22 protein-coding genes are annotated in these 21,348 nt (G+C 68.3%); 18 read left to right on the top strand and 4 right to left on the bottom strand.

Annotated elements, in window-relative coordinates:
* Nucleotides 1–225: 225 nt before the first annotated feature.
* Nucleotides 226–852 carry a DUF47 domain-containing protein gene (locus tag OK345_RS16225; RefSeq protein WP_265129052.1) on the top strand — a complete coding sequence of 209 codons (627 nt, stop codon included), beginning with the start codon at nt 226–228 and terminating at the stop codon, nt 850–852.
* A 12-nt stretch (nt 853–864) separates the two neighbouring features.
* Nucleotides 865–1,986: an inorganic phosphate transporter gene (locus tag OK345_RS16220; RefSeq protein ID WP_265129051.1), complete on the top strand. Its 1,122-nt coding sequence runs from the start codon at nt 865–867 to the stop codon at nt 1,984–1,986.
* 238 nt (nt 1,987–2,224) lie between these two features.
* On the opposite strand, the gene parE is transcribed toward OK345_RS16220, so the two are convergent.
* Nucleotides 2,225–4,114, bottom strand: coding sequence for a DNA topoisomerase IV subunit B (gene parE, locus OK345_RS16215; protein WP_265129050.1), 1,890 nt, complete (start codon nt 4,112–4,114; stop codon nt 2,225–2,227).
* Nucleotides 4,115–4,274: 160 nt separating this feature from the next.
* On the opposite strand from parE, the gene OK345_RS16210 reads away from it, so the two are divergent.
* From OK345_RS16210 to truD, 9 genes are all read left to right on the top strand, one after another.
* Nucleotides 4,275–4,526, top strand: coding sequence for a hypothetical protein (locus tag OK345_RS16210; RefSeq protein WP_265129049.1), 252 nt, complete (start codon nt 4,275–4,277; stop codon nt 4,524–4,526).
* A gap of 131 nt (nt 4,527–4,657) precedes the next feature.
* Nucleotides 4,658–6,322, top strand: a complete 1,665-nt coding sequence (pyrG, locus tag OK345_RS16205) for a CTP synthase (protein WP_265129048.1) — start codon at nt 4,658–4,660, stop codon at nt 6,320–6,322.
* A 172-nt stretch (nt 6,323–6,494) separates the two neighbouring features.
* Nucleotides 6,495–7,325 carry a 3-deoxy-8-phosphooctulonate synthase gene (gene kdsA / locus OK345_RS16200; protein ID WP_265129047.1) on the top strand — a complete coding sequence of 277 codons (831 nt, stop codon included), beginning with the start codon at nt 6,495–6,497 and terminating at the stop codon, nt 7,323–7,325.
* The gene (locus tag OK345_RS16195; protein ID WP_265129046.1) at nt 7,322–7,735 is read left to right on the top strand and encodes a hypothetical protein; all 414 of its coding nucleotides are present in this window, start codon (nt 7,322–7,324) and stop codon (nt 7,733–7,735) included. Before kdsA ends, OK345_RS16195 begins: the two co-directional genes overlap by 4 nt.
* Nucleotides 7,736–7,788: 53 nt before the next feature.
* Nucleotides 7,789–9,075 carry a phosphopyruvate hydratase gene (eno, locus tag OK345_RS16190; protein ID WP_265129045.1) on the top strand — a complete coding sequence of 429 codons (1,287 nt, stop codon included), beginning with the start codon at nt 7,789–7,791 and terminating at the stop codon, nt 9,073–9,075.
* Nucleotides 9,076–9,078: 3 nt separating this feature from the next.
* Nucleotides 9,079–9,429 carry a cell division protein FtsB gene (gene ftsB / locus OK345_RS16185; protein ID WP_265129044.1) on the top strand — a complete coding sequence of 117 codons (351 nt, stop codon included), beginning with the start codon at nt 9,079–9,081 and terminating at the stop codon, nt 9,427–9,429.
* The gene (ispD, locus tag OK345_RS16180) at nt 9,429–10,124 is read left to right on the top strand and encodes a 2-C-methyl-D-erythritol 4-phosphate cytidylyltransferase (RefSeq protein ID WP_265155158.1); all 696 of its coding nucleotides are present in this window, start codon (nt 9,429–9,431) and stop codon (nt 10,122–10,124) included. Before ftsB ends, ispD begins: the two co-directional genes overlap by 1 nt.
* Nucleotides 10,125–10,180: 56 nt before the next feature.
* Nucleotides 10,181–10,681: a 2-C-methyl-D-erythritol 2,4-cyclodiphosphate synthase gene (ispF, locus tag OK345_RS16175; protein WP_265129042.1), complete on the top strand. Its 501-nt coding sequence runs from the start codon at nt 10,181–10,183 to the stop codon at nt 10,679–10,681.
* The gene (gene truD, locus OK345_RS16170; protein ID WP_265129041.1) at nt 10,678–11,730 is read left to right on the top strand and encodes a tRNA pseudouridine(13) synthase TruD; all 1,053 of its coding nucleotides are present in this window, start codon (nt 10,678–10,680) and stop codon (nt 11,728–11,730) included. Before ispF ends, truD begins: the two co-directional genes overlap by 4 nt.
* Nucleotides 11,731–11,933: 203 nt before the next feature.
* On the opposite strand, the gene OK345_RS16165 is transcribed toward truD, so the two are convergent.
* On the bottom strand, nt 11,934–12,473 hold the full coding sequence (locus OK345_RS16165) for a Smr/MutS family protein (RefSeq protein ID WP_265129040.1): 540 nt from the start codon (nt 12,471–12,473) through the stop codon (nt 11,934–11,936).
* A gap of 100 nt (nt 12,474–12,573) precedes the next feature.
* Here OK345_RS16165 and surE point away from each other — a divergent pair, with 100 nt between their 5' ends.
* The 5 genes from surE (at nt 12,574) to OK345_RS16140 (ending at nt 17,834) form a co-directional block, all read left to right on the top strand.
* A complete protein-coding gene (gene surE / locus OK345_RS16160; RefSeq protein ID WP_265129039.1) occupies nt 12,574–13,353 on the top strand; it encodes a 5'/3'-nucleotidase SurE in 780 nt (259 codons plus the stop codon).
* Nucleotides 13,350–14,027 (top strand): protein-L-isoaspartate(D-aspartate) O-methyltransferase, encoded by a 678-nt coding sequence (locus OK345_RS16155; protein ID WP_265129038.1) that lies wholly within the window; start codon nt 13,350–13,352, stop codon nt 14,025–14,027. Before surE ends, OK345_RS16155 begins: the two co-directional genes overlap by 4 nt.
* Nucleotides 14,028–14,064: 37 nt before the next feature.
* A complete protein-coding gene (locus OK345_RS16150; protein WP_265129037.1) occupies nt 14,065–14,724 on the top strand; it encodes an exopolysaccharide biosynthesis protein in 660 nt (219 codons plus the stop codon).
* An 82-nt stretch (nt 14,725–14,806) separates the two neighbouring features.
* Complete coding sequence (locus tag OK345_RS16145) at nt 14,807–15,577, top strand: peptidoglycan DD-metalloendopeptidase family protein (protein WP_265129036.1); 771 nt, start codon at nt 14,807–14,809, stop codon at nt 15,575–15,577.
* An 832-nt stretch (nt 15,578–16,409) separates the two neighbouring features.
* Nucleotides 16,410–17,834: a carbohydrate-binding protein gene (locus OK345_RS16140; protein ID WP_265129035.1), complete on the top strand. Its 1,425-nt coding sequence runs from the start codon at nt 16,410–16,412 to the stop codon at nt 17,832–17,834.
* A gap of 57 nt (nt 17,835–17,891) precedes the next feature.
* Here the strand turns inward: OK345_RS16140 and OK345_RS16135 are convergent, their stop codons facing one another.
* A complete protein-coding gene (locus OK345_RS16135) occupies nt 17,892–18,278 on the bottom strand; it encodes an Mth938-like domain-containing protein (RefSeq protein WP_265129034.1) in 387 nt (128 codons plus the stop codon).
* 19 nt (nt 18,279–18,297) lie between these two features.
* The gene (yhbY, locus tag OK345_RS16130; protein WP_265129033.1) at nt 18,298–18,603 is read right to left on the bottom strand and encodes a ribosome assembly RNA-binding protein YhbY; all 306 of its coding nucleotides are present in this window, start codon (nt 18,601–18,603) and stop codon (nt 18,298–18,300) included.
* A gap of 64 nt (nt 18,604–18,667) precedes the next feature.
* Between yhbY and rlmE the strand changes: the two genes are divergently transcribed.
* Both rlmE and ftsH read left to right on the top strand, forming a co-directional pair.
* Nucleotides 18,668–19,297, top strand: coding sequence for a 23S rRNA (uridine(2552)-2'-O)-methyltransferase RlmE (gene rlmE, locus OK345_RS16125; RefSeq protein WP_265155157.1), 630 nt, complete (start codon nt 18,668–18,670; stop codon nt 19,295–19,297).
* Nucleotides 19,298–19,347: 50 nt separating this feature from the next.
* Nucleotides 19,348–21,285, top strand: a complete 1,938-nt coding sequence (gene ftsH, locus OK345_RS16120) for an ATP-dependent zinc metalloprotease FtsH (RefSeq protein ID WP_265129032.1) — start codon at nt 19,348–19,350, stop codon at nt 21,283–21,285.
* Nucleotides 21,286–21,348: the final 63 nt, after the last annotated feature.

Below are 21,348 nucleotides of genomic sequence, written 5' to 3'. Positions count from 1 at the left end.
CCCAGGCGGGCAGCGCGGTGTCGCGGCGGGGGATGGGGGTCGTCGTCCATAGGCTGCGCCCGAGGCGCCTGCGCATCTTAACAAAAGCCGGTGCCGGACCGGCAAGCCCGGGCTCACGCGGGCGGGACGGGCGGGGATGGAGGCCGCGGTATTACCAGGACGGTCATCTAGCCGTCATAATTCCGCCCGGTGCCGTCCTCCCCGAGACGGCGAATTAGGTTCCTCATGTTCTCGTTGCAGACCATTTTCGGCTCCGGCAAACAGTTCTACACCCTGCTGGACGAGGCCGCACAGGCCGCCTACGACAGCGCCAAGGCGCTCCACGCGATGATGCGCGAAGCCGACCGGCAGCCGGCGCTGGACGCCTTCAAGCTGGCGCGCCTGCGCGAGCGCGCGGCCTCGGACAAGATCAGCCAGGCGCTGGTGGACAGCTTCATGACCCCGATCGAGCGCGAGGACATCGAGGCGCTGGGCTCGGCGCTGTACAAGATTCCCAAGCAGATCGAGAAGTTCGCCGACCGCTACTCGCTGGCGGTCCAGCACCTGGAGCAGATCGACTTCGCGCCGCGCGCGGCGATGCTGGAGCAGGCGGCCACGGTGGTGGTGGAAATGGTCAACGACCTGCGCCACATGAACCTGGACCGCATGACCGCGCTCAACGAGAAGCTGCGGGCGTTGGAGAACGAGGCCGACCGGCTGATGCTGGAGCTGTACCGGGACATCTATTCCGGGCGCCTGGACAACCTGCAGATGTTCCTGCTCAAGGAATTCTTCGAGATCCTGGAAAAGGCCATCGACCGCTGCCGCGAAGCCGGCGTGGTGGCCTACCAGATCGTGCTCAAGAACAGCTGACGGGAACCGCCGATGCTCACCCTAGTGCTGGTGGTGATCCTGGCCGCGCTCGTCTTCGAGTTCATCAACGGCTTCCACGACACCGCCAACTCCATCGCCACCGTGGTGGCGACCAAGGTGCTCTCGCCCGGCTCGGCCGTGCTGCTGGCTGCCTTCATGAACCTGATCGGTGCGCTGACCGGCACCGCGGTGGCCCTGACCATCGCCTCGGGCCTGATCAACACCGACGTCGTCGACGTCACCCCGCAGGTGATCCTGTGCGCGCTGCTCGGCGGCATCGTCTGGAACCTGATCACGTGGTGGAAGGGCCTGCCGTCCTCGTCCTCGCACGCGCTGATCGGTGGCCTGTGCGGCGCCGGCCTGGCCGCGGCCCACAACAACTGGGATGCGCTGATCTGGTCCGAGCGGCTGGGCAGCTGGGCGCAGAACAAGGGCCTGCTGTGGAAGGTGTTCCTGCCGATGATCACCTCGCCGGTGGCCGGCTTCGTGCTCGGCATCCTGGTGATGTGCCTGTTGTGGGCGTTGATCGCCGGGCTGGCGAAGATCGGCGGCGCGATCGGCCGGCTGGCGCGTCCGCGCTGGGTCAACGCCTTCTTCGGCAAGGCGCAGATCGTCTCGGCCGCCTACATGGGCTTCGCCCACGGCCACAACGACGCGCAGAAGACCATGGGCATCATCGCCATGACCCTGATCGGCGCCGAGGCCACCGGAGTGCTGGACGAGCTGCCGTCGTGGCTGGGATTCCTGCACCCGCAGGCCAGCGACGGGCAGGCGATCGCCACCTGGATCGTGTTGACCTGCGCCGTCGTGATGGCCGCCGGTACCGCCTCGGGCGGCTGGAAGATCATCAAGACGCTGGGTCACAAGATGGTCAAGCTGCACCCGATCCACGGCTTCGCCGCGGAAACCAGCTCGGCCACGATCCTGACCGTTGCCGCCCACTTCGGCATGCCGGTATCCACCACCCACAGCATCTCCACCGCGATCATGGGCGTGGGCTTCGCCAAGAACCCGCGTTCGCTGAAGATCGGCGTGATCGAACGCATCCTGTGGGCGTGGATCCTGACCATTCCCGCGGCCGGCGGCTGCGCCTACCTGATCCTGAAGCTGTTCGCGATGGTGGGCTGGGTCTGATCCCGGCCCGGATTCGAAGCACGAAGAGCCCGCCGCAAGGCGGGCTTTTTCGTGGGCTTGGGCGAAGGCATTCGCTGGCGGGGCGGATGGCTTGCGTCGTCCCCGCCTTCGCAGGGGCGACGGGCGTTGTCGGCCGCTCGTCGGTTTCCGCCGGGCGGATTGAACAACGGTATGGTCGTGATGACAGGGCCGTCGCCGCGCCCCGGGCAAGGAATCGCCTGGAATCAGGCTGCCGTAATCAGACTTCCAGCGAAGCCAGATCGCCCTTGGTTTCCAGCCACCCCTTCCGGTCCGAGGCCCGCTTCTTCGCCAGCAGCATGTCCATCAGCGAACGGGTCTGTTCGCCGTCGTCGATGGTCAGCTGCACCAGGCGCCGGGTATCGGGATGGATGGTGGACTCGCGCAGCTGCTGCGGGTTCATCTCGCCCAGGCCCTTGAAGCGGGTGACGCTGACCTGGCCCTTGAGTTTCTCGCGTTCGATCTTGTCCAGCAGCGAGCGCTTCTCTTCCTCATCCAGGGCGTAGAACACCTGCTTGCCCACGTCCACGCGGAACAGCGGCGGCATCGCCACGAACACGTGCCCGGCATCGACCAGCGCCGGGAAGTGCTTCAGGAACAGCGCGGTGAGCAGGGTGGCGATGTGCAGGCCGTCCGAATCGGCGTCGGCCAGGATCACCACCTTGCCGTAGCGCAGCCCGCCGATGTCTTCCTTGCCCGGGTCGCAGCCGATGGCGATGGCCAGGTTGTGCACTTCCTCCGAGGCCAGCACGCTGCCGGAAGCCACTTCCCAAGTGTTGAGGATCTTGCCGCGCAGCGGCAGGATCGCCTGGAAGTCCTTGTCGCGGGCCTGCTTGGCGCTGCCGCCGGCCGAGTCGCCCTCGACCAGGAACAGCTCGGTGCGCGACAGGTCCTGGCTGATGCAGTCGGCCAGCTTGCCGGGCAGGGCGGGCCCCTGGGTGACCTTCTTGCGGACGACCAGCTTCTCGGTCTTCAGGCGCGCACTGGCGCGCTCGATGGCGATCTGCGCGATCTTCTCGCCCAGCTCCACGTTCTGGTTCAGCAGCAGGCTGAAGGCATCGTGGGCGGCGCCCTCGACGAAGCCGGCGGCCTGGCGCGAGGACAGGCGTTCCTTGGTCTGGCCGCTGAACTGCGGGTCGGTCATCTTCAGCGACAGCACGAACGAGACCCGGTCCCACACGTCTTCCGGCGCCAGCTTGACCCCGCGCGGCAGCAGGTTGCGGAAGTCGCAGAACTCGCGCAGCGCTTCGGTCAGGCCGGTGCGCAGGCCGTTGACGTGGGTGCCGTGCTGGGCGGTGGGGATCAGGTTGACGTAGCTCTCCTGCACCAGTTCGCCTTCCGGCAGCCAGGCCACGGCCCAGTCCACCACCTCGGTGTCCTTCTTCAGGTTGCCGACGAACAGCTCGGCCGGCAGCATCTCGCGCTCGCCCAGCTCCAGCTTGAGGTAGTCGCGCAGGCCGTCCTCGTAGTGCCAGGTGTCGGTCTCGCCGGTGGCCTCGTCGGTCAGGCGCACGTTCAGACCGGGGCACAGCACCGCCTTGGCGCGCAGCAGGTGCTTGAGCGCGCGCACGTTGTACTTCGGGGTGTCGAAGTACTTGGGGTCGGCCCAGAAGCGCACCCGGGTGCCGGTGTTCTTCTTGCCGACGCTGCCCACCACTTCCAGCGGGGTGGCGCGGTCGCCGTTGCGGAAGGTGATGCGGTGTTCGCTGCCGTCGCGCTTGATGTGCACCTCGACCAGCGTGGACAGCGCATTGACCACGCTGACGCCGACGCCGTGCAGGCCGCCGGAGAAGGTGTAGTTCTTGTTGCTGAACTTGCCGCCGGCATGCAGCCGGGTCAGGATCAGCTCGACGCCGGGGATCTTCTCTTCCGGGTGGATGTCCACCGGCATGCCGCGGCCGTCGTCGCTGACCTCGCAGCTGCCGTCCTTGAACAGGGTGACCTCGACGGTGCGGGCGTGGCCGGCCAGGGCCTCGTCGACCGCGTTGTCGATCACTTCCTGCGCCAGGTGGTTGGGGCGGGTGGTGTCGGTGTACATGCCGGGCCGGCGCTTGACCGGGTCCAGGCCGGAGAGAACTTCGATATCGGCGGCGTTGTAGCGGGCGTTCATGTATCTCTGGGAAGGTGCGCGAAGCGACGTGGGAGTGTGCGGTCTGGACGGTTTTTTTGCACGCCGGGCATTCAGTACCCGGCCGGGCAGGGGGGTGTACCCTGCCGTCCACTGGAAACGATTGCGCCGGCGGTACCGGCGGAAGCTCCGGAGGATGACCATGAAGACCTACAAACTGCTGACCCTGGCCGCGCTGGCGGCAGCCGTCGTCGCCGTGCCGGTGGCGCTGGCGCAGAACGCCGGCAAGACCGACGCCGCCGCGCAGGGCGCATCCGCGGCCCAGGCGGACAAGGCGCAGAGCGAGGCCGAGCAGAAGGCCAAGCGCCGCGCCGCGGCCGCCGCCAGGCACAAGGCGGGGAGCGACAAGCCCGCGCCGCGCGAAGAGGAAGAAGAGGCCAAGCGCAAGCGCTGAGCCCGGTTCCGGCAACATTCGGCGACGCCCCGGCGCAGTCCGGGGCGTCTTTTTTTGTGCGTTCGCCGCACGCGATGCTTGGGCATTGCCGCGGCAACCGTTAAACTATGGCTTTCCGGGAGTCCCCGACCATGACCCCCCTTATTTTCGTCACCGGCGGCGTCGTGTCCTCGCTTGGCAAGGGCATCGCGGCCGCTTCGCTTGCGTCCATCCTCGAAGCACGTGGCCTGAAGGTCACGATGATGAAGCTGGACCCCTACATCAACGTCGACCCGGGCACCATGAGCCCGTTCCAGCATGGCGAGGTGTACGTCACCGACGACGGCGCCGAGACCGACCTGGACCTGGGCCACTACGAGCGCTTCGTACGCACCCGCCTGAGCCGCAAGAACTCGGTCACCACCGGGCGCATCTACGAGAACGTGATCCGCAAGGAGCGCCGCGGCGACTACCTGGGCGCGACCGTGCAGGTCATCCCGCACATCACCGACGAGATCCGCCGCTGCATGGACGAGGCCACCGAGGGCTTCGACGTGGCGCTGGTGGAGATCGGCGGTACCGTCGGCGACATCGAGTCGCTGCCGTTCCTGGAGGCGATCCGCCAGGTGCGCACCGAGCGCGGCCCGGAGAAGGCGCTGTTCATGCACCTGACGCTGGTGCCGTTCATCGCCGCCGCCGGCGAGCTGAAGACCAAGCCGACCCAGCACTCGGTCAAGGAACTGCGCTCGATCGGCATCCAGCCGGACGTGCTGCTGTGCCGTTCCGAGCAGGTCATCCCCGATTCCGAGCGCCGCAAGATCTCGCTGTTCACCAACGTGCCCGAGCGCGCGGTGATCAGCGTGCCGGACGTGGACGTGCTGTACCGCATCCCGATGGGCCTGCACGCGCAGGGCCTGGACGAGATCGTCATCAACCAGTTCAAGCTGGGCGACAAGGCCGGCCCGGCCGACCTGTCCGAGTGGGAAGCGGCGGTGGACGCCACCCTGCACCCGCTGGACGAGGTCACCATCGCCGTGGTCGGCAAGTACGTCGACCACCAGGACGCCTACAAGTCGGTGGGCGAGGCGCTCAAGCATGGCGGCCTGCGCCAGCGCACGCGGGTCAACCTGAAGTGGCTGGAGGCGCAGGAGCTGGAGGCCAGCGGCCTGGAGGCGCTGGAGGACGTGGACGGCATCCTGGTGCCGGGCGGCTTCGGCGACCGCGGCTTCGAGGGCAAGGTGCTGACTTCGCAGTTCGCGCGCGAGCGCGGCGTGCCGTACTTCGGCATCTGCTACGGCATGCAGGCGGCGGTGGTCGACTACGCCCGCCACGTGGCTGGGCTGGAGGGCGCCAACAGCACCGAGAACGACCGCCAGTCGCCGCACCCGGTGATCGGCCTGATCACCGAATGGCGCACCGCCACCGGCGAGGTCGAGAAGCGCGACGAGAAGTCCGACCTGGGCGGCACCATGCGCCTGGGCCTGCAGGAACAGCGGCTCAAGCCCGGCACCCTGGCGCGCGAGCTGTACGGCAAGGACGTGGTGGCCGAGCGCCACCGCCACCGCTACGAGTTCAACAACCGCTACCGCACCCAGCTGGAAGACGCCGGGCTGGTGATCGCCGGCAAGTCGATGGACGACACCCTGGTGGAAGTGGTCGAGCTGTCGCGCGAGGCGCACCCCTGGTTCCTCGCCTGCCAGGCGCATCCGGAGTTCCTCTCCACCCCGCGCGAGGGCCATCCGCTGTTCATCGGCTTCATCCGCGCCGCGCGCGAGAAGAAGGCCGGCGGCAAACTGCTGAAGGAGGCGCGGGCGTGACGCACATGGCGGTGGAGGCGAGTCCTTCCGCCGCCGTCATGCGTTGCCGCCGGCCCTGCGGCCCGCTTGCAATGCGCGGGCACTGTCCCGATCTACGGGGGTGCCGCGGCATGGGCGGCATGCGTGCCCTGCGTTGGCCTGAAGCGCCTTTGAACCTACTGGGAGTTCCCGAATGAAACTGTGTGGATTCGATGTCGGGCTGGACCAGCCCCTGTTCCTGATCGCCGGCCCGTGCGTGATCGAGTCGATGCAGCTGCAGCTGGACGTGGCCGGCAAGCTGAAGGAAATCACCGGCAGGCTCGGCGTCAACTTCATCTTCAAGTCCAGCTTCGACAAGGCCAACCGTACCTCCGGTACCGCGTTCCGCGGCCCGGGCATGGAGGAGGGGTTGAAGGTGCTGGCCGAGGTCAAGAAGCAGATCGGCGTGCCGGTGCTGACCGACGTCCATGAATACACCCCGATGGACGAGGTGGCCTCGGTGGTCGACGTGCTGCAGACCCCGGCGTTCCTGGTGCGGCAGACCGACTTCATCCGCAAGGTGTGCGCGGCCGGCAGGCCGGTCAACATCAAGAAGGGCCAGTTCCTGTCGCCATGGGACATGAAGCCGGTGGTGGAGAAGGCCAAGTCCACCGGCAACGAGCAGATCATGGTCTGCGAGCGCGGTGCCAGCTTCGGCTACAACAACCTGGTCAGCGACATGCGTTCGCTGGCGGTGATGCGCGACACCGGCTGCCCGGTGGTGTTCGATGCCACCCACTCGGTGCAGTTGCCGGGCGGGCAGGGCAGCAGCTCCGGCGGCCAGCGCGAGTTCGTGCCGGTGCTGGCGCGTGCGGCGGTGGCGGTGGGCGTGTCCGGGCTGTTCGCCGAGACCCACCCCGATCCGTCCAAGGCCCTGTCCGATGGCCCCAATGCCTGGCCGCTGGACCGCATGGGCGAGCTGCTGGAAACGCTGATGGAGCTGGACGCGGTGACCAAGAAGCACGGCTTCTCCCGTTTCGCATGACCCAGCAGCCCGGGGCGCACGGTCGATCCGGGCGATGGCGGAACTGGCCCTGGGGCTGGTTCGCGCTCGGATTGGCGGGGACGACCTGGGGCGGCCTGTTCCTGCTGGTGCTATTGGTGTTCGCCGCCGTCGGCTCGCCCGGCGATGGCGACAACGCGCTGCGCTCGGTGCAGGGCTGGCTGATGCTGGCGCTGTCGTCGACCGTCTCGATCGCGCTGGCCTGTGTCGTGGCCAGCGTGCTGTCCTTCCGGTTGCGCCGGCAGCCCGTCGGCGGCGGTGTCGCGCTGGGCCTGCTGGCCCTGCTGTTGACGCTGTTGCTGGTTCCCTCGCTGCTGTCGCGGCAGGCCACGGTGGTCGGCGCGATCGCCGTGCCCACCGCGATTTGGCAAGCGGCGGGGGGGCAGGGATAATCACGCGGCACGTTTTTCGGCGTTTCCCCTTCCTGACTGGTAACCGGCCCGCTATGACCACGATCCGCAGCATCCACGCCCGTGAAATCCTCGACAGCCGTGGCAACCCCACGCTGGAAGCCGAAGTCACCCTGGAGGACGGTTCGTTCGGCCGCGCCGCGGTGCCCTCGGGCGCCTCGACCGGCACCAAGGAAGCGGTGGAACTGCGCGACGGCGACAAGACCCGCTACCTGGGCAAGGGCGTGCGCAATGCCGTGGCCAACGTCAACACCACCATCGCCAATGCACTCAAGGGCTTCGACGCCGCCGACCAGGAAGGCCTGGACCGCCGCCTGATCGACCTCGACGGCACCGAGAACAAGGGCCGCCTGGGCGCCAACGCGCTGCTCGGGGTGTCGCTGGCCAACGCCCACGCCGCGGCCGCCTCGAAGAAGCAGGCGCTGTGGCAGTACCTGGCCAACGGCAGCGACGTGACCCTGCCGGTGCCGATGATGAACATCATCAACGGCGGCGCGCATGCCGACAACAACGTCGACTTCCAGGAATTCATGGTGCTGCCGGTCGGCTTCACCTCGTTCTCCGAGGCGCTGCGCGCCGGCACCGAGATCTTCCACGCGCTCAAGTCGGTGCTCAAGGGCCATGGCCTGAGCACGGCGGTGGGCGACGAGGGCGGCTTCGCGCCGGACTTCCGCAGCAACGTCGAGGCCCTGGACACCATCCTGGAAGCCATCGGCAAGGCCGGCTACACCGCGGGCGAGGACGTGCTGCTGGGCCTGGACGTGGCCTCCAGCGAGTTCTACGAGAACGGCAAGTACAACCTGGTCGGCGAGAACAAGCGCCTGACCTCCGAGCAGTTCGTCGATTTCCTGGCCGACTGGACCGCGCAGTACCCGATCATCACCATCGAGGACGGCCTGGCCGAGAACGACTGGGCCGGCTGGAAGCTGCTGACCGAGCGCATCGGCGGCAAGGTGCAGCTGGTCGGCGACGACCTGTTCGTGACCAACCCGAAGATCTTCAAGGAAGGCATCGAGTCCGGCACCGCCAACGCCATCCTGATCAAGGTCAACCAGATCGGCACCCTGAGCGAGACCCTGGAAGCCATCGCCATGGCGCACCACGCCCACTACGCGGCGATCGTCTCGCACCGCTCGGGCGAGACCGAAGACACCACCATCGCCGACATCGCCGTGGCCACCACCGCGACCCAGATCAAGACCGGCTCGCTGTGCCGCAGCGACCGCGTGGCCAAGTACAACCAGCTGCTGCGCATCGAAGAAGCGCTGGGCGCCGGCGCGCGCTACGCCGGTCGCGACGCCTTCGTTTCGCTCAAGCGCTGAGCCATGCGCAACTGGCGCTGGCTGCTGCTGGTGCTTGCGGTACTGCTGGCCTGGCTGCAGTACCGCTTCTGGTTCGGCCCGGGCAATTCCGGCGAGGTGATGATGCTGGAAACCCAGGTCGAACATCAGAAGCGGGACAACGCCGGGTTGCAGCAGCGCAACGACGCGCTCGCCGCCGAGGTCAAGGACCTGAAGGACGGCGAGGCGGCGATCGAGGAGCGCGCGCGCAGCGAACTGGGCATGATCAAGCCGGGCGAGAAGTTCTATCGCGTGGTCGAGAACGCACCGGCCACGCCGCCGCGCGCGCCGGCCGCCGCCGGCGACCGGGGCAACACGCAGCAGGACGTGCCGTGATGGGCATGGTCTGGGCGGTGGTACCTGCGGCCGGTCGCGGTGTCCGCTTCGGCGGCGCCATACCCAAGCAGTACCTGCAGGCGGGCGGCAGGCCATTGCTGGCGCACGCACTGGAAGCGCTGCTGGCGCATCCGGCGGTGGCCGGGGCGATGGTCGCCATTTCCGCGGACGATGCCGACTGGCCGGGCTGGACCGAAGTGGCGGGCAAGCCGGTGCTGACCTGCACCGGTGGCGACACCCGCGCCGCATCGGTGCTGGCGGGATTGCAGGCCCTGCCGGATACGGTGCGCAGCGACGATTTCGTGCTGGTGCACGATGCCGCGCGGCCGAACCTGGCCCTGGCCGACCTGGGTCGGCTGCTGGAAGTGGGGCGCAACGATCCGGTCGGCGCCATCCTCGCCGCACCGGTGCGCGACACCCTCAAGCGCGCCGGCGACGACGGCGGCATCGACCGCACCGAACCGCGCGAGCGGCTCTGGCGCGCGCTCACCCCGCAGTTGTTCCGCCGCCACCAGCTGGCGCGTGCGCTGCACGACGCCGCCGCCCGCGGCGTCGAAGTCACCGACGAGGCCATGGCGATGGAGCGTCTCGGCCTGCGGCCGCTGCTGGTCGAAGGCGCCGAGGACAACTTCAAGGTCACCACCCCGGCCGACCTGGCGCGCTTCGAGTTCGAGCTGTCGCGGCGCCGGTCCTGAACCCGGTGCCGGCGCAGCGCCTTTCCGCATCACGCATTACCCGGAATACAGAAACCATGAGCAGTCCTTCTCCCGTTCCTGCCGTCCGCATTGGCCAGGGCTACGACGTGCATGCCTTCGGCGAGGGCGACCACGTCATGCTCGGCGGCGTGCGGGTGCCGCACGACCGCGGCGTGCTGGCGCACAGCGACGGCGACGTGATCCTGCACGCGCTGTGCGATGCGATGCTCGGCGCGCTGGCGCTGGGCGACATCGGCCAGCATTTCCCGCCCAGCGACGAGCGCTGGAAGGGCGCCGACAGCAGCGAATTCCTGCGCCACTGCGATGGCCTGCTGCGCGAACGCGGTTGGCGCGTCGGCAACACCGACATCACCGTGATCTGCGAGCGGCCCAAGGTCGGCCCGCATGCGCTGGCCATGCGCGAGCGCATCGCCGCGCTGCTGCAGTTGCCGCTGGACGCGGTCAGCGTCAAGGCCACCACCTCGGAGAAGCTGGGCTTCACCGGCCGCGGCGAAGGCATCGCCGCGCAGGCGGTGGCACTGCTGGTGGCGGCGTGACCGCGCTGCCGCTGGCGTTCGGCGCGCCGGTGCTGGCCGCGCGCATGCGCAGCGTGGCCGAGGATTTCCAGGTCGACGAACTGCCCGCGTTCGAGCCCACCGGCGAGGGCGAGCACCTGCTGTTGACCATCCGCAAGCGCGATACCAATACCGCGTTCGTGGCCAGGCAGCTGGCGCAATGGGCGGGATTGCCGGACATGGCGGTCAGCTACGCCGGGCTGAAGGACCGGCACGCGGTCACCACCCAGCGTTTCAGCGTGCACCTGCCCAAACGGGTGGCGCCGGACCTGGCGACGCTGGCCTCGGAACAGCTGCAGGTGGTCGAATCCAGCTGGCACAACCGCAAGCTGCAGCGCGGCGCGCTGGCCGGCAACCGCTTCAAGCTTGTCCTGCGCGATGTGCGGGGAGATGCCGGCGCCATCGCCGCGCGGCTGGATGCGATCGCCGCACGCGGCCTGCCCAACTGGTTCGGCGAGCAGCGCTTCGGCCGCGACGGCGGCAACGTGCCCGCCGCATTGGCGATGTTCGGCGGGCGCCGCGTGCGCAAGGAGCAGCGCTCGCTGCTGCTGTCCGCGGCGCGCTCGGCCCTGTTCAACCGCGTGCTGGCCGCACGGGTGGAGCAGGGCAGCTGGGACCGGCCGCTGGACGGCGAGGTGTGGATGCTCGACGGCAGCCGCAGCGTGTTCGGCCCGGAGCCGTGGAGCGATGCGCTGGGCGAGCGCCTTGACCGGTTCGACATCCATCCCAGCGGGCCGTTGTGGGGCGCGGGCGAGTTGCGCTGCACCGATGCCTGCCGTGCGCTGGAGCTGGATGCGTTGTCCGACGAGCAATCGTTGGCGTTGCGCACAGGGCTGGAGCAGGCGGGGCTGAAGCAGGAACGGCGGGCGCTGAGGCTGCGGCCGGCGCTGCTGCAGTACGAATGGCTGCAGCCGGACGTGCTGCAGCTCGCGTTCGCGCTGCCGCCGGGCTGCTATGCGACGGCGCTGCTGCACGAACTGGGCGAGGTGGTCGACGCCAGCGGCGACGAGGCGGGGCTGCCGCAGTCGTAACGCCGCGCGCATCCGGCTCGGGAAATTCCGGGTATCGGGTCCCGGTGCGCGCATGCACGAAAAGCTCGCGACCGATGGAGTGGGAACGGTACCGGTGGCAAATTGCCCAGGCCGGTGTGGAAGCCCGTGCCGGGGTGGCGGTCCCGCCGTGCGTCCTCCCGGCCCCATCCTGTATCGCCAGGGCATTGCCGGAATCGATGACGCTAGCGGCGCGCCAGCAATACCAGCAGGGCGCCGGTGCCGCCCTGCGCCGGCGGCGCGGAGTGGAAGGCGAGCACGTCGTTGCGCTGCCGCAGCAGGCGGTCCACCAGGTTCTTCAGCACCGGCGCACCGCCGTCGGACTGCAGTCCCTTGCCGTGGATGATGCGTACGCAGCCGTGTTCGTGCGCATGCGCTTCGAGCAGGAAATGCCGCAGCAGCGCCTCGGCCTGGGCCACGGTGGCGCCGTGCAGGTCCAGTTCGTCCTGCACCGAGTACTGGCCCCGCTTCAGGCGCTGGAACATCCGTGCCGGCAGGTTGTCGCGGCGGTAACTGGCGGTGTCGCCCGCCTCCAGCGGGGTGCCGTCGCGCAGCAGGCGGGCGAACTCGCCCAGCGCCTGCCGTTCGTCCTGCTCGGCCATGCGCGCGCGCGGCTTCGGGCGCGGGCGCTCGACCGCCGGCGCATTCACCTTGCGCAGCGGCTTCACCTCGCCGATCGCGGCGCGGAACAGTGCGGCGGCATCTTCGTCTTCGGGGTGCGGCATCGGCACAGCGTAGCGCGATGGCGGTTTCAGGCAAGCGCGGCGACTAAGGGGGAAGGGCGCGGGCGCATCCGGTATCATGGTCGGGTTTTCGAGGAACCCCATGCGCGTACTGGTAAGCAATGACGACGGCGTCGATGCCCCCGGCATCCGGATGCTCGCCGAGGAACTCCGTGGCGCCGGCCACGAGGTCACCGTGGTGGCCCCTGACCGCGACCGCTCCGGTGCCAGCAATTCGCTGACGCTGGACCTGCCGATCCGGCTCAAGCGGATCGACCACTACACCTGCAGCGTGGCCGGCACGCCGACCGACTGCGTGCACCTGGCGCTGACCGGCATGCTGGAGTACGAGCCGGACATCGTGGTGTCCGGGATCAACAACGCCGCCAACCTGGGCGACGACGTGATCTACTCGGGCACGGTGTCGGCGGCGATGGAGGGGCGCTTCCTGGGCCTGCCGGCGGTGGCGATGTCGCTGGTCACGCGCAACCACGAGGCGAAGCATTTCCAGACCGCCGCCCGCGCCGCGGTGGAGATCGTGGCCCGGCTCAAGGCCGATCCGCTGCCGGCCGACACCATCCTCAACGTCAACGTGCCCGACCTGCCGTGGAGCGAGGTCAAGGGCTTCGAAGTGACCCGGCTGGGCAACCGCCACCGCGCCGAGGCCTGCATCGCGCAGAGCGATCCGCGCGGCGGCACGGTGTACTGGATCGGCCCGGCCGGCGGCGAACAGGATGCCGGTCCCGGCACCGATTTCCACGCGGTGCGCACCGGCTACATCTCGATCACCCCGATCCAGGTCGACCTGACCCGCTACCAGGCGCTGGAAAAGGTCGCCAGCTGGGTCGACGGGCTCACCGCTGCGCTGGGCCGTCCGGCATGACCCCACGCCTGCGCCTGCAGCCCGAAGCGGTCGGCATCGGCATGACCTCGCAGCGCGTGCGCGACCGCCTGGTCGATCGCCTGCGCGAAGCCGGCATCGCCGACGAAGCCACGCTCAACGCCATCCGCGTGGTGCCGCGGCACCTGTTCATCGATGAGGCGCTGGCCTCGCGCGCCTACGAGGACACCGCGCTGCCGATCGGCCACGGGCAGACCATCTCCCAACCCTGGGTGGTGGCGCGCATGACCGAGGCGGTGCTGCAGGTGGCGCCGAAGAAGGTGCTGGAAGTCGGCACCGGCTCCGGCTACCAGGCCGCGGTGCTGGCGGCGCTGGGGCTGGAGGTGCATACCGTCGAGCGCATCGGCGACCTGCTGCGGCAGGCGCGCAAGCGCTTCCGCCAGCTCGGCATGAACGTGCGCAGCAAGCACGACGACGGCCGCATCGGCTGGCCCGAGCATGGCCCGTACGACGCCATCGTCGTCACCGCCGCGGCACCGGCGCTGGTGGAGGCGCTGATCGAACAGCTGGCACCGGGCGGGCGGCTGGTGGCGCCGGTCGGCGGCGCCGGTTCGCAGTCGCTGGTACAGCTCACCCGCCGCGCCGACGGCAGCATCGAACAGCAGGTCCTGGCGCCGGTCACCTTCGTGCCGTTGCTGTCGGGCATGCTGGATTGACCTTCCGCAGTCCCCGGTTCCAAGGAAACGCCGATCCATGACCACGAACAACCGCGCCGGCATGTCGGCGGATAGCGACGGCATCTCGCTGGGCGAACAGCTGGCGGGCGTCATCGACACGCTGCCCGAGGACAAGCTGACCCTGGGCGAGCTGCTCGATGTCTTCGGCGACGAGGGCCTGCTGCTGCTCACCATGCTGTTGACGCTGGTGTTCCTGATCCCGGTGTCCATCCCCGGCGTGAGTACCGTCTTCGGCGCCGCGATCCTGCTGGTGGGCATCAGTCGCCTCATCGGGCGGCCGTTGTGGCTGCCGCGCCGGCTGCGCGACCGTGCGTTGCCGGTGGACAAGCTGCGTCCGGCATTGGCGCGCGGCATGGCGTGGGTGCGACGCCTGGAGAAGGTCAGCCGGCCGCACCGCTTCAGCGTATTGGCGCAGGGGCGCTGGCAGGACCTGGTCAACAACCTCGCGTTCATCCTGGCCGCGCTATTACTGATGGCCCCGTTCGGATTCATCCCTTTCAGCAATACGTTTCCGGGCGTGGCCCTGCTGTTCTATGCGATCGGGATGATCCAGCGCGACGGCGGGGCGATCATGCTGGGGCATCTGGGCAACATCGCCACGATGGTCTATTTCAGCGTCCTGATCGGCGGCGGCGGGGTCGCGCTGCACGGAGTGTTCCAGCGCATCGCGGGATGAGTGGCGCGGAGCAGGCGTGTGGACGACGGTAGGATGTACCGCGGATTGGCGGGCTATGTGACTTATGGAGAGCGAGGTTCGGATGATTGCTGATCGATTGGGCAACGGGCTGCGTCTGGGGGTGCTGGTTCTGGCGGTAGCCGCGCTGGGGGCATGCGGTACCGCCACCGTCGTGCGCAATCCGGGCACGAGCGGTGCGCCGGTGCCCACCACCTCGGTCGCCAAGCCGGGAGCGACGGTCACCGTCAAGCGCGGCGACACGCTGTATGCGATCGCCCGCCAGCACAACATCACCCCGCGCGACCTGGCGGCCTGGAACCGCCTGTCCGAGCCGTACACGATCTATCCCGGGCAGTCGCTGCGGTTGTATCCGGCCGGCGCCACCACCGCGACCACTACCCGCCCGCCGGCGACCACGCCGGCAAAAACTCCGACACCGACACCGGCCCCGGCACCGGTGGCGACGCCGCCGGTGAAGAGCGACATCAGCTGGCGCTGGCCGGCTGAAGGCGCGCTGGTAGGCCGCTACGTCGCCGGCGAGGCGACCAAGCAGGGCGTGGACATCGCCGGCAGCAGTGGCCAGGCGGTGCGTGCCGCCGCCAACGGCGTGGTGGTGTATTCCGGTGCTGGCCTGGTGGGCTACGGCGAACTGATCATCGTCAAGCACAACGAGCAGTGGCTTTCCGCCTACGGCCACAACCGCAAGCGGCTGGTCAACGAGGGCCAGAACGTCAAGGCCGGCGAGCAGATCGCCGAGATGGGCCGCACCGGCGCGAACCGCGACATGCTGCATTTCGAGATCCGCTACAACGGCAAGCCGGTCGATCCGTTGTTGTACCTGCCGAAGAAGTGAACATCGTCGTGGCGTGACGTGCGGATCTCCGGCCCGGCGCAGCGCGCCGGGCGCTCACCGGCGCCACGGTCCGGTGGACCGCAAGCGGCGCCGGCTCGCCCGCTACAACGGCAAGCCGGTCGATCCATTGTTGTACCTGCCGAAGAAGTGAGCATCGTCGTGGCGTGACGTGCGGATCTCCGGCCCGGCGCAGCGCGCCGGGCGCTCACCGGCGCCACGGTCCGGTGGACCGTAAGCGGCGCCGGCTCGCCCGCTACAACGGCAAGCCGGTGGACCCGCTGTTGTACCTGCCGAAGAAGTAAGGTTCGCCACCCACTCGCGGGGAGTGCATTCCCGAGCCTGTTCGAAAAGCTCGCGACTGGCGTCGCTCCTGCGACATCCGCGTCTTGTAGGAGCGACGTCAGTCGCGACCGGTGGGCACCGGCTGCCCGGGGGCGCCGCCGGCCCGCACGCCATGACGGCAAACCGGTCGACTTGCAGTCGTAGCGACCCAATATGCGATGTCTGTCACGAAATGGTGGGTGGAAGCGTCATCGGGCGCCGCACACGGTGCGCTGTCCAGGCACCGCGATGGACCTCCGGATCTTCCTCCTGCCGATGCGCGACGCCCGGCCATCGTCGCGGAGTCGGTTGCCCTTGCAACTTCTTTTGCAGCGGCAAACGCACCGGCTATAGCATGCGGGCGTTCCGGCATCGCGGGACAGGGGGAGAGGCGCCGGAGCGGCGGCGAAGACGACGACGAGCATTGCGCGCCCTTCGAGGGGCGTGCGTGCCGCGCGTGCGCCTGCGCCGTTTCCATCAAATCCACCCCTAACCACAATGAGGCGGGACCATGAAATTTCGTTCGAAGTGCATGGTGTTCCTGGTCGTTTCGCTGTTTGCCGGCAGCGCATGGGCGCAGAACTGGCAACTGGTCTGGAGCGACGAATTCAACGGATCGATCGGACCGGACTGGGTGTTCGAGACCGGCAACGGCAGCGGCGGCTGGGGCAACAACGAACTGCAGTACTACCGGCGCGAGAACGCTTCCATCGAGAACAACGCACTGGTGATCACCGCCAGGCGCGAGGACTTCGGCGGGTTCCGCTATACCTCGGCGCGGATGAAGACCCAGGGCCGCAAGACGTTCAAGTACGGCCGGATCGAGGCGCGCATGCGGTTGCCGGCGTTCGCGGGCGCCTGGCCGGCGTTCTGGATGCTGGGCGCGAACCTGCCGCAGGTCGGCTGGCCCGCCTCGGGCGAGATCGACGTCATGGAGCACGTCAATACCGAGGGCCGGACCCACGGCACCATTCACTGGCGCGACCACAACGGCAACTACGCGCAGTACGGCGGCAGCACGCCGGTGAACGTGCAGGACTGGCACGTGTACGCGGTGGAATGGGACGCCAACGCCATCCGCTGGTACGTCGACGGCAACAAGTTCCACGAGGCCAACATCCAGGGCGGCGTCAACGGCACCGAGGAATTCCACGGCGACTTCTTCCTGCTGCTCAATTTCGCCATCGGCGGCAACTGGCCGGGCTTCAACGTCGACGAAAGCCAGCTGCCGGCGAAGGTGCATGTCGACTACGTGCGCGTGTATTCGCCTGCCGGCGGTGGCGGCAGCGGCGTGGCCACCGTCTACAAGGACTGCAACTACGGCGGCTATGCCGTCGCGCTGCCCGAGGGGAACTACACGCTTTCGCAGTTGCAGGCCAGGGGAATCGCCAACGACGACATTTCCTCGCTCCGGGTCAATGCCGGCTACCAGGTCACCTTCTACGAGCACGACAATTTCGGTGGCGCAAGCGTGACCAAGAGCGCGGACACCTCCTGCCTGGTCGCCGACGGTTTCAACGATCGCGCCTCCTCGCTCGTGGTGTCCCGGTTCTCGCAGCCTTGGTCGCTCACGCTGCAGGCCGAGAACTTCAGCGCGCAGCAGGGCGTGCAGACCGAGCCCTGCTCGGAAGGCGGGCTGAACGTGGGCTGGATCGACCAGGGCGACTGGATGGCCTACAACAACGTCACCTTCCCGGCCAGCGGCAACTACCGGGTCGAGTACCGCGTGGCCAGCCCCTCGGGCGGGGCGCTGTCGCTGGACCTGAACGCTGGCGGCATCCTGCTGGGCCAGGTGCAGGTGCCGGCGACCGGCGGCTGGCAGAACTGGAGCACGGTGTCGCATACCGTGAATGTGGCGGCTGGCACCTACAACCTCGGCATCTATGCCGCGCAGGGCGGCTGGAACATCAACTGGATCAGGATCACGCGCCTCTGAGCCCGGCGCTGCGGAGGAGGGTGCCGCCATCCGGCGGTACCCTCGTCCCGTGGCGGGTCAGGGGGCTGTCGTCGCGTCCAGCAGCAGCGCCACCACCACCCGTCGGCCTTCGCTGGCCAGCACGTTGTAGGTGCGTGCGGCGGCGGCGTTGGTCATCACCTCGATGCCGATGCCGCGGGTCAGGCAGGTGGCCATGACCGCGGCCGGCGGGAATACCTGGCGCTCGCCGGTCCCCAGCAGCACCAGCGCCGGGTTCAGCGCCAGCAGCGGCTGCAGGTGGTCGGGGGTCAGTTCCGAGATCGCCCGCACCGGCCATTGTTCGACCAGCGTGTCGGGGGTGAGGATGAAGCTCTCGGTCAGGGTGCGCTCGTTCACCCGGGCCATGCCGCCGTCGGCGGCACGCAGGGTATAGCTGTAGTCGGGCAGTTCCTGGCTCAGTTGCATCGGGACCTCCGGCGTCGGCTCAACCGCGCGGCAGCACGATCTGGCGCTTTTCCCGGCTGGGGCGGTACAGCACGGCCACGTGGCCGATGCGCTGCACCAGCGCGCTGCCCGAATCCTGCGCCAGCGAGGCGATCATGGCGTCGCGGGCATCGCGGTCCTCGGCACCGACCTTGACCTTGACCAGCTCGTGGCGTTCCAGCACTTCGTCCAGTTCGGCCAGGAAAGCCGGGGTTACTCCCTTGCCGCCGATCTGCAGCAGTGCTTTGAGATCGTGCGCCTGGCCGCGCAGGAAACGGGTCTGGGCCGGGGTCAAGACGATGGACATGCAGGAATAGGCGGTAACAAAGGGGGTTCAGGGTATCATGGGCGCCCACCCAGGCCCCATTCCGATGTCCCGCAGCAAGAGCAGCCAGCGCTGGCTACGCGAGCATTTCGCCGATCCCTACGTCAAGAAAGCCCAGTCCGAGGGGATGCGTTCGCGCGCGGCCTACAAGCTCGAGGAGCTGCTCGAACGCGACCGGCTGCTGAAGCCGGGCATGGTGGTGGTCGACCTGGGCGCGGCCCCCGGCGGCTGGTCGCAGCAGGTGCGCAAGTCGCTGGGCGATCGCGGCCGGGTGCTGGCGCTGGACATCCTGGAGATGCCGCCGCTGGCCGGCGTGGAGTTCCTTCACGGTGACTTCAGGGAAGAAACCGTCCTATCCCAGTTCGAAGCGATGCTCGGCGAACAGCCGGTGGACCTTGTGCTGTCGGATATGGCCCCCAATAAAAGTGGCATGGACGCGGTCGACCAGCCGCGGATGATGCACCTGGCGGAACTGGCGATGGACTTCGCCGACAACCATCTCAAGCCGGGTGGGGCGTTCCTGATCAAGCTGTTCCAGGGCGTCGGCTTCGATGAATACGTGCGCGAGTTGCGGCGCCGCTACGAGAAGGTCCTGATCCGCAAGCCGGCGGCCTCGCGCAAGCGTTCGCCGGAAGTCTATGCCCTCGGTCAGGGCAAGCGCGCGCAGATCAAGTAAGCTCCATACGAAACACGCACCTGTAAAGAGGGACACCGGAGTCAATGAGGATGAACGACTTGACCAAGAATCTGTTGCTGTGGGTGGTCGTCGCCGTCGTGCTGATGGTGGTGTTCCAGAGCTTTTCGCCGCGGGGCGGGGCTGCGGTCGCCAGCGACAGCAGCAATTACACCCAGTTCCTGCAGGAAGTGGACGCCGGCCGCATCAAGTCGGTGGAGTTCACCGACGACACCACGCTGACCACCAACGCCATCCGCTACCGCCGCAACGACGGTACCGAGGGTTCGTTGTATGCGCCGCGCGACGAGAAGCTGATCGACCAGCTGTACAGCAAGAAGGTCGAGATCATCCGCATGAAGCCGGCCAACGGCCCGGGCTTCCTGTCGATCCTGCTGCAGTTCCTGCCGGTGCTGCTGCTGATCGGTTTCTGGATCTTCATGATGCGGCAGATGCAGGGCGGCGGCGGTGGCGCCAAGGGCGCCATGTCCTTCGGCAAGTCGCGCGCCAAGCTGCAGGGCGAGGACCAGATCAAGGTCACCTTCGCCGACGTCGCCGGCTGCGACGAGGCCAAGGAGGAGGTCGGCGAACTGGTCGATTTCCTGCGCGACCCGTCCAAGTTCACCAAGCTCGGCGGCAAGATCCCGCGCGGCGTGCTGATGGTCGGTCCGCCCGGCACCGGCAAGACCCTGCTGGCCCGTGCCATCGCCGGCGAGGCCAAGGTGCCGTTCTTCAGCATCTCCGGCTCGGACTTCGTGGAAATGTTCGTCGGCGTCGGCGCCAGCCGCGTGCGCGACATGTTCGAGCAGGCCAAGAAGCACGCGCCGTGCATCATCTTCATCGACGAGATCGATGCGGTCGGCCGTCACCGCGGCGCCGGTCTGGGTGGTGGCCACGACGAGCGCGAGCAGACCCTGAACCAGCTGCTGGTCGAGATGGACGGCTTCGAGGGGGGCGAGGGCGTGATCGTGATCGCCGCCACCAACCGTCCCGACGTGCTCGACCCGGCGCTGCTGCGCCCGGGCCGTTTCGACCGCCAGGTGGTGGTCGGCCTGCCGGACGTGAAGGGCCGCGAGCAGATCCTCAAGGTGCACATGCGCAAGCTGCCGCTGGCCGACGACGTCGAGCCGCTGGTGATCGCGCGCGGCACCCCGGGCTTTTCCGGCGCCGACCTAGCCAACCTGTGCAACGAGGCGGCGTTGTTCGCCGCGCGCGGCAACGAGAAGGAGGTCCGCATGGACCACTTCGACCGTGCCCGCGACAAGATCCTGATGGGCGCCGAGCGCCGTTCGATGGCCATGAGCGAGGACGAGAAGACGCTCACCGCCTACCACGAGGCCGGCCACGCCATCGTCGGCCGCCTGGTGCCCGAGCACGACCCGGTCTACAAGGTCACCATCATCCCGCGCGGTCGCGCGCTGGGCGTGACCATGTACCTGCCGGAAGGCGACAAGTACTCGATGAACCGGGTGGCGATCGAATCGCAGCTGTGCTCGCTGTACGGCGGCCGCGTCGCCGAGGAGCTGATCTTCGGCGCCGACAAGGTCACCACCGGCGCTTCCAACGACATCGAGCGCGCCACCAAGATGGCCCGCAACATGGTCACCAAGTGGGGCCTGTCCGAGCAGCTGGGGCCGATCGCCTATGGCGAGGAGGACGACGAGGTGTTCCTCGGCCGTTCCGTGACCCAGCACAAGAGCGTTTCCGACGACACCGCGCGCAAGATCGACGAGGTGGTGCGCGAGATCCTGGACAAGGCCTATGCCCGCACCACCCAGCTGCTGACCGAGAACCTGGACAAGCTGCATGCCATGTCCAAGCTGCTGCTGGAATACGAGACCATCGACGTGCCGCAGATCGACGCGATCATGGAAGGCCGCGAGCCGCCGCCGCCGGTGGGCTGGGGCAAGTCCGGCAAGGACGGCGGCAACGACAAGGGCGGCGACACCCGTCCGCTGCCGCCGATCGCCGGCCCGGCCGAGCAGCACTGAGGTCGCCGTAACGCGATGCGCGAAGGCCGGGGCGACCCGGCCTTCGCCGTTTCCGCCCCCGTC

It is taken from the genome of Xanthomonas chitinilytica (assembly GCF_026107455.2).
GTDB classification, from domain to species: domain Bacteria; phylum Pseudomonadota; class Gammaproteobacteria; order Xanthomonadales; family Xanthomonadaceae; genus Stenotrophomonas; species Stenotrophomonas chitinilytica.
Note: the sequence above shows the minus strand (reverse complement) of the source record. Positions and strands in the feature narration are given on the sequence as shown.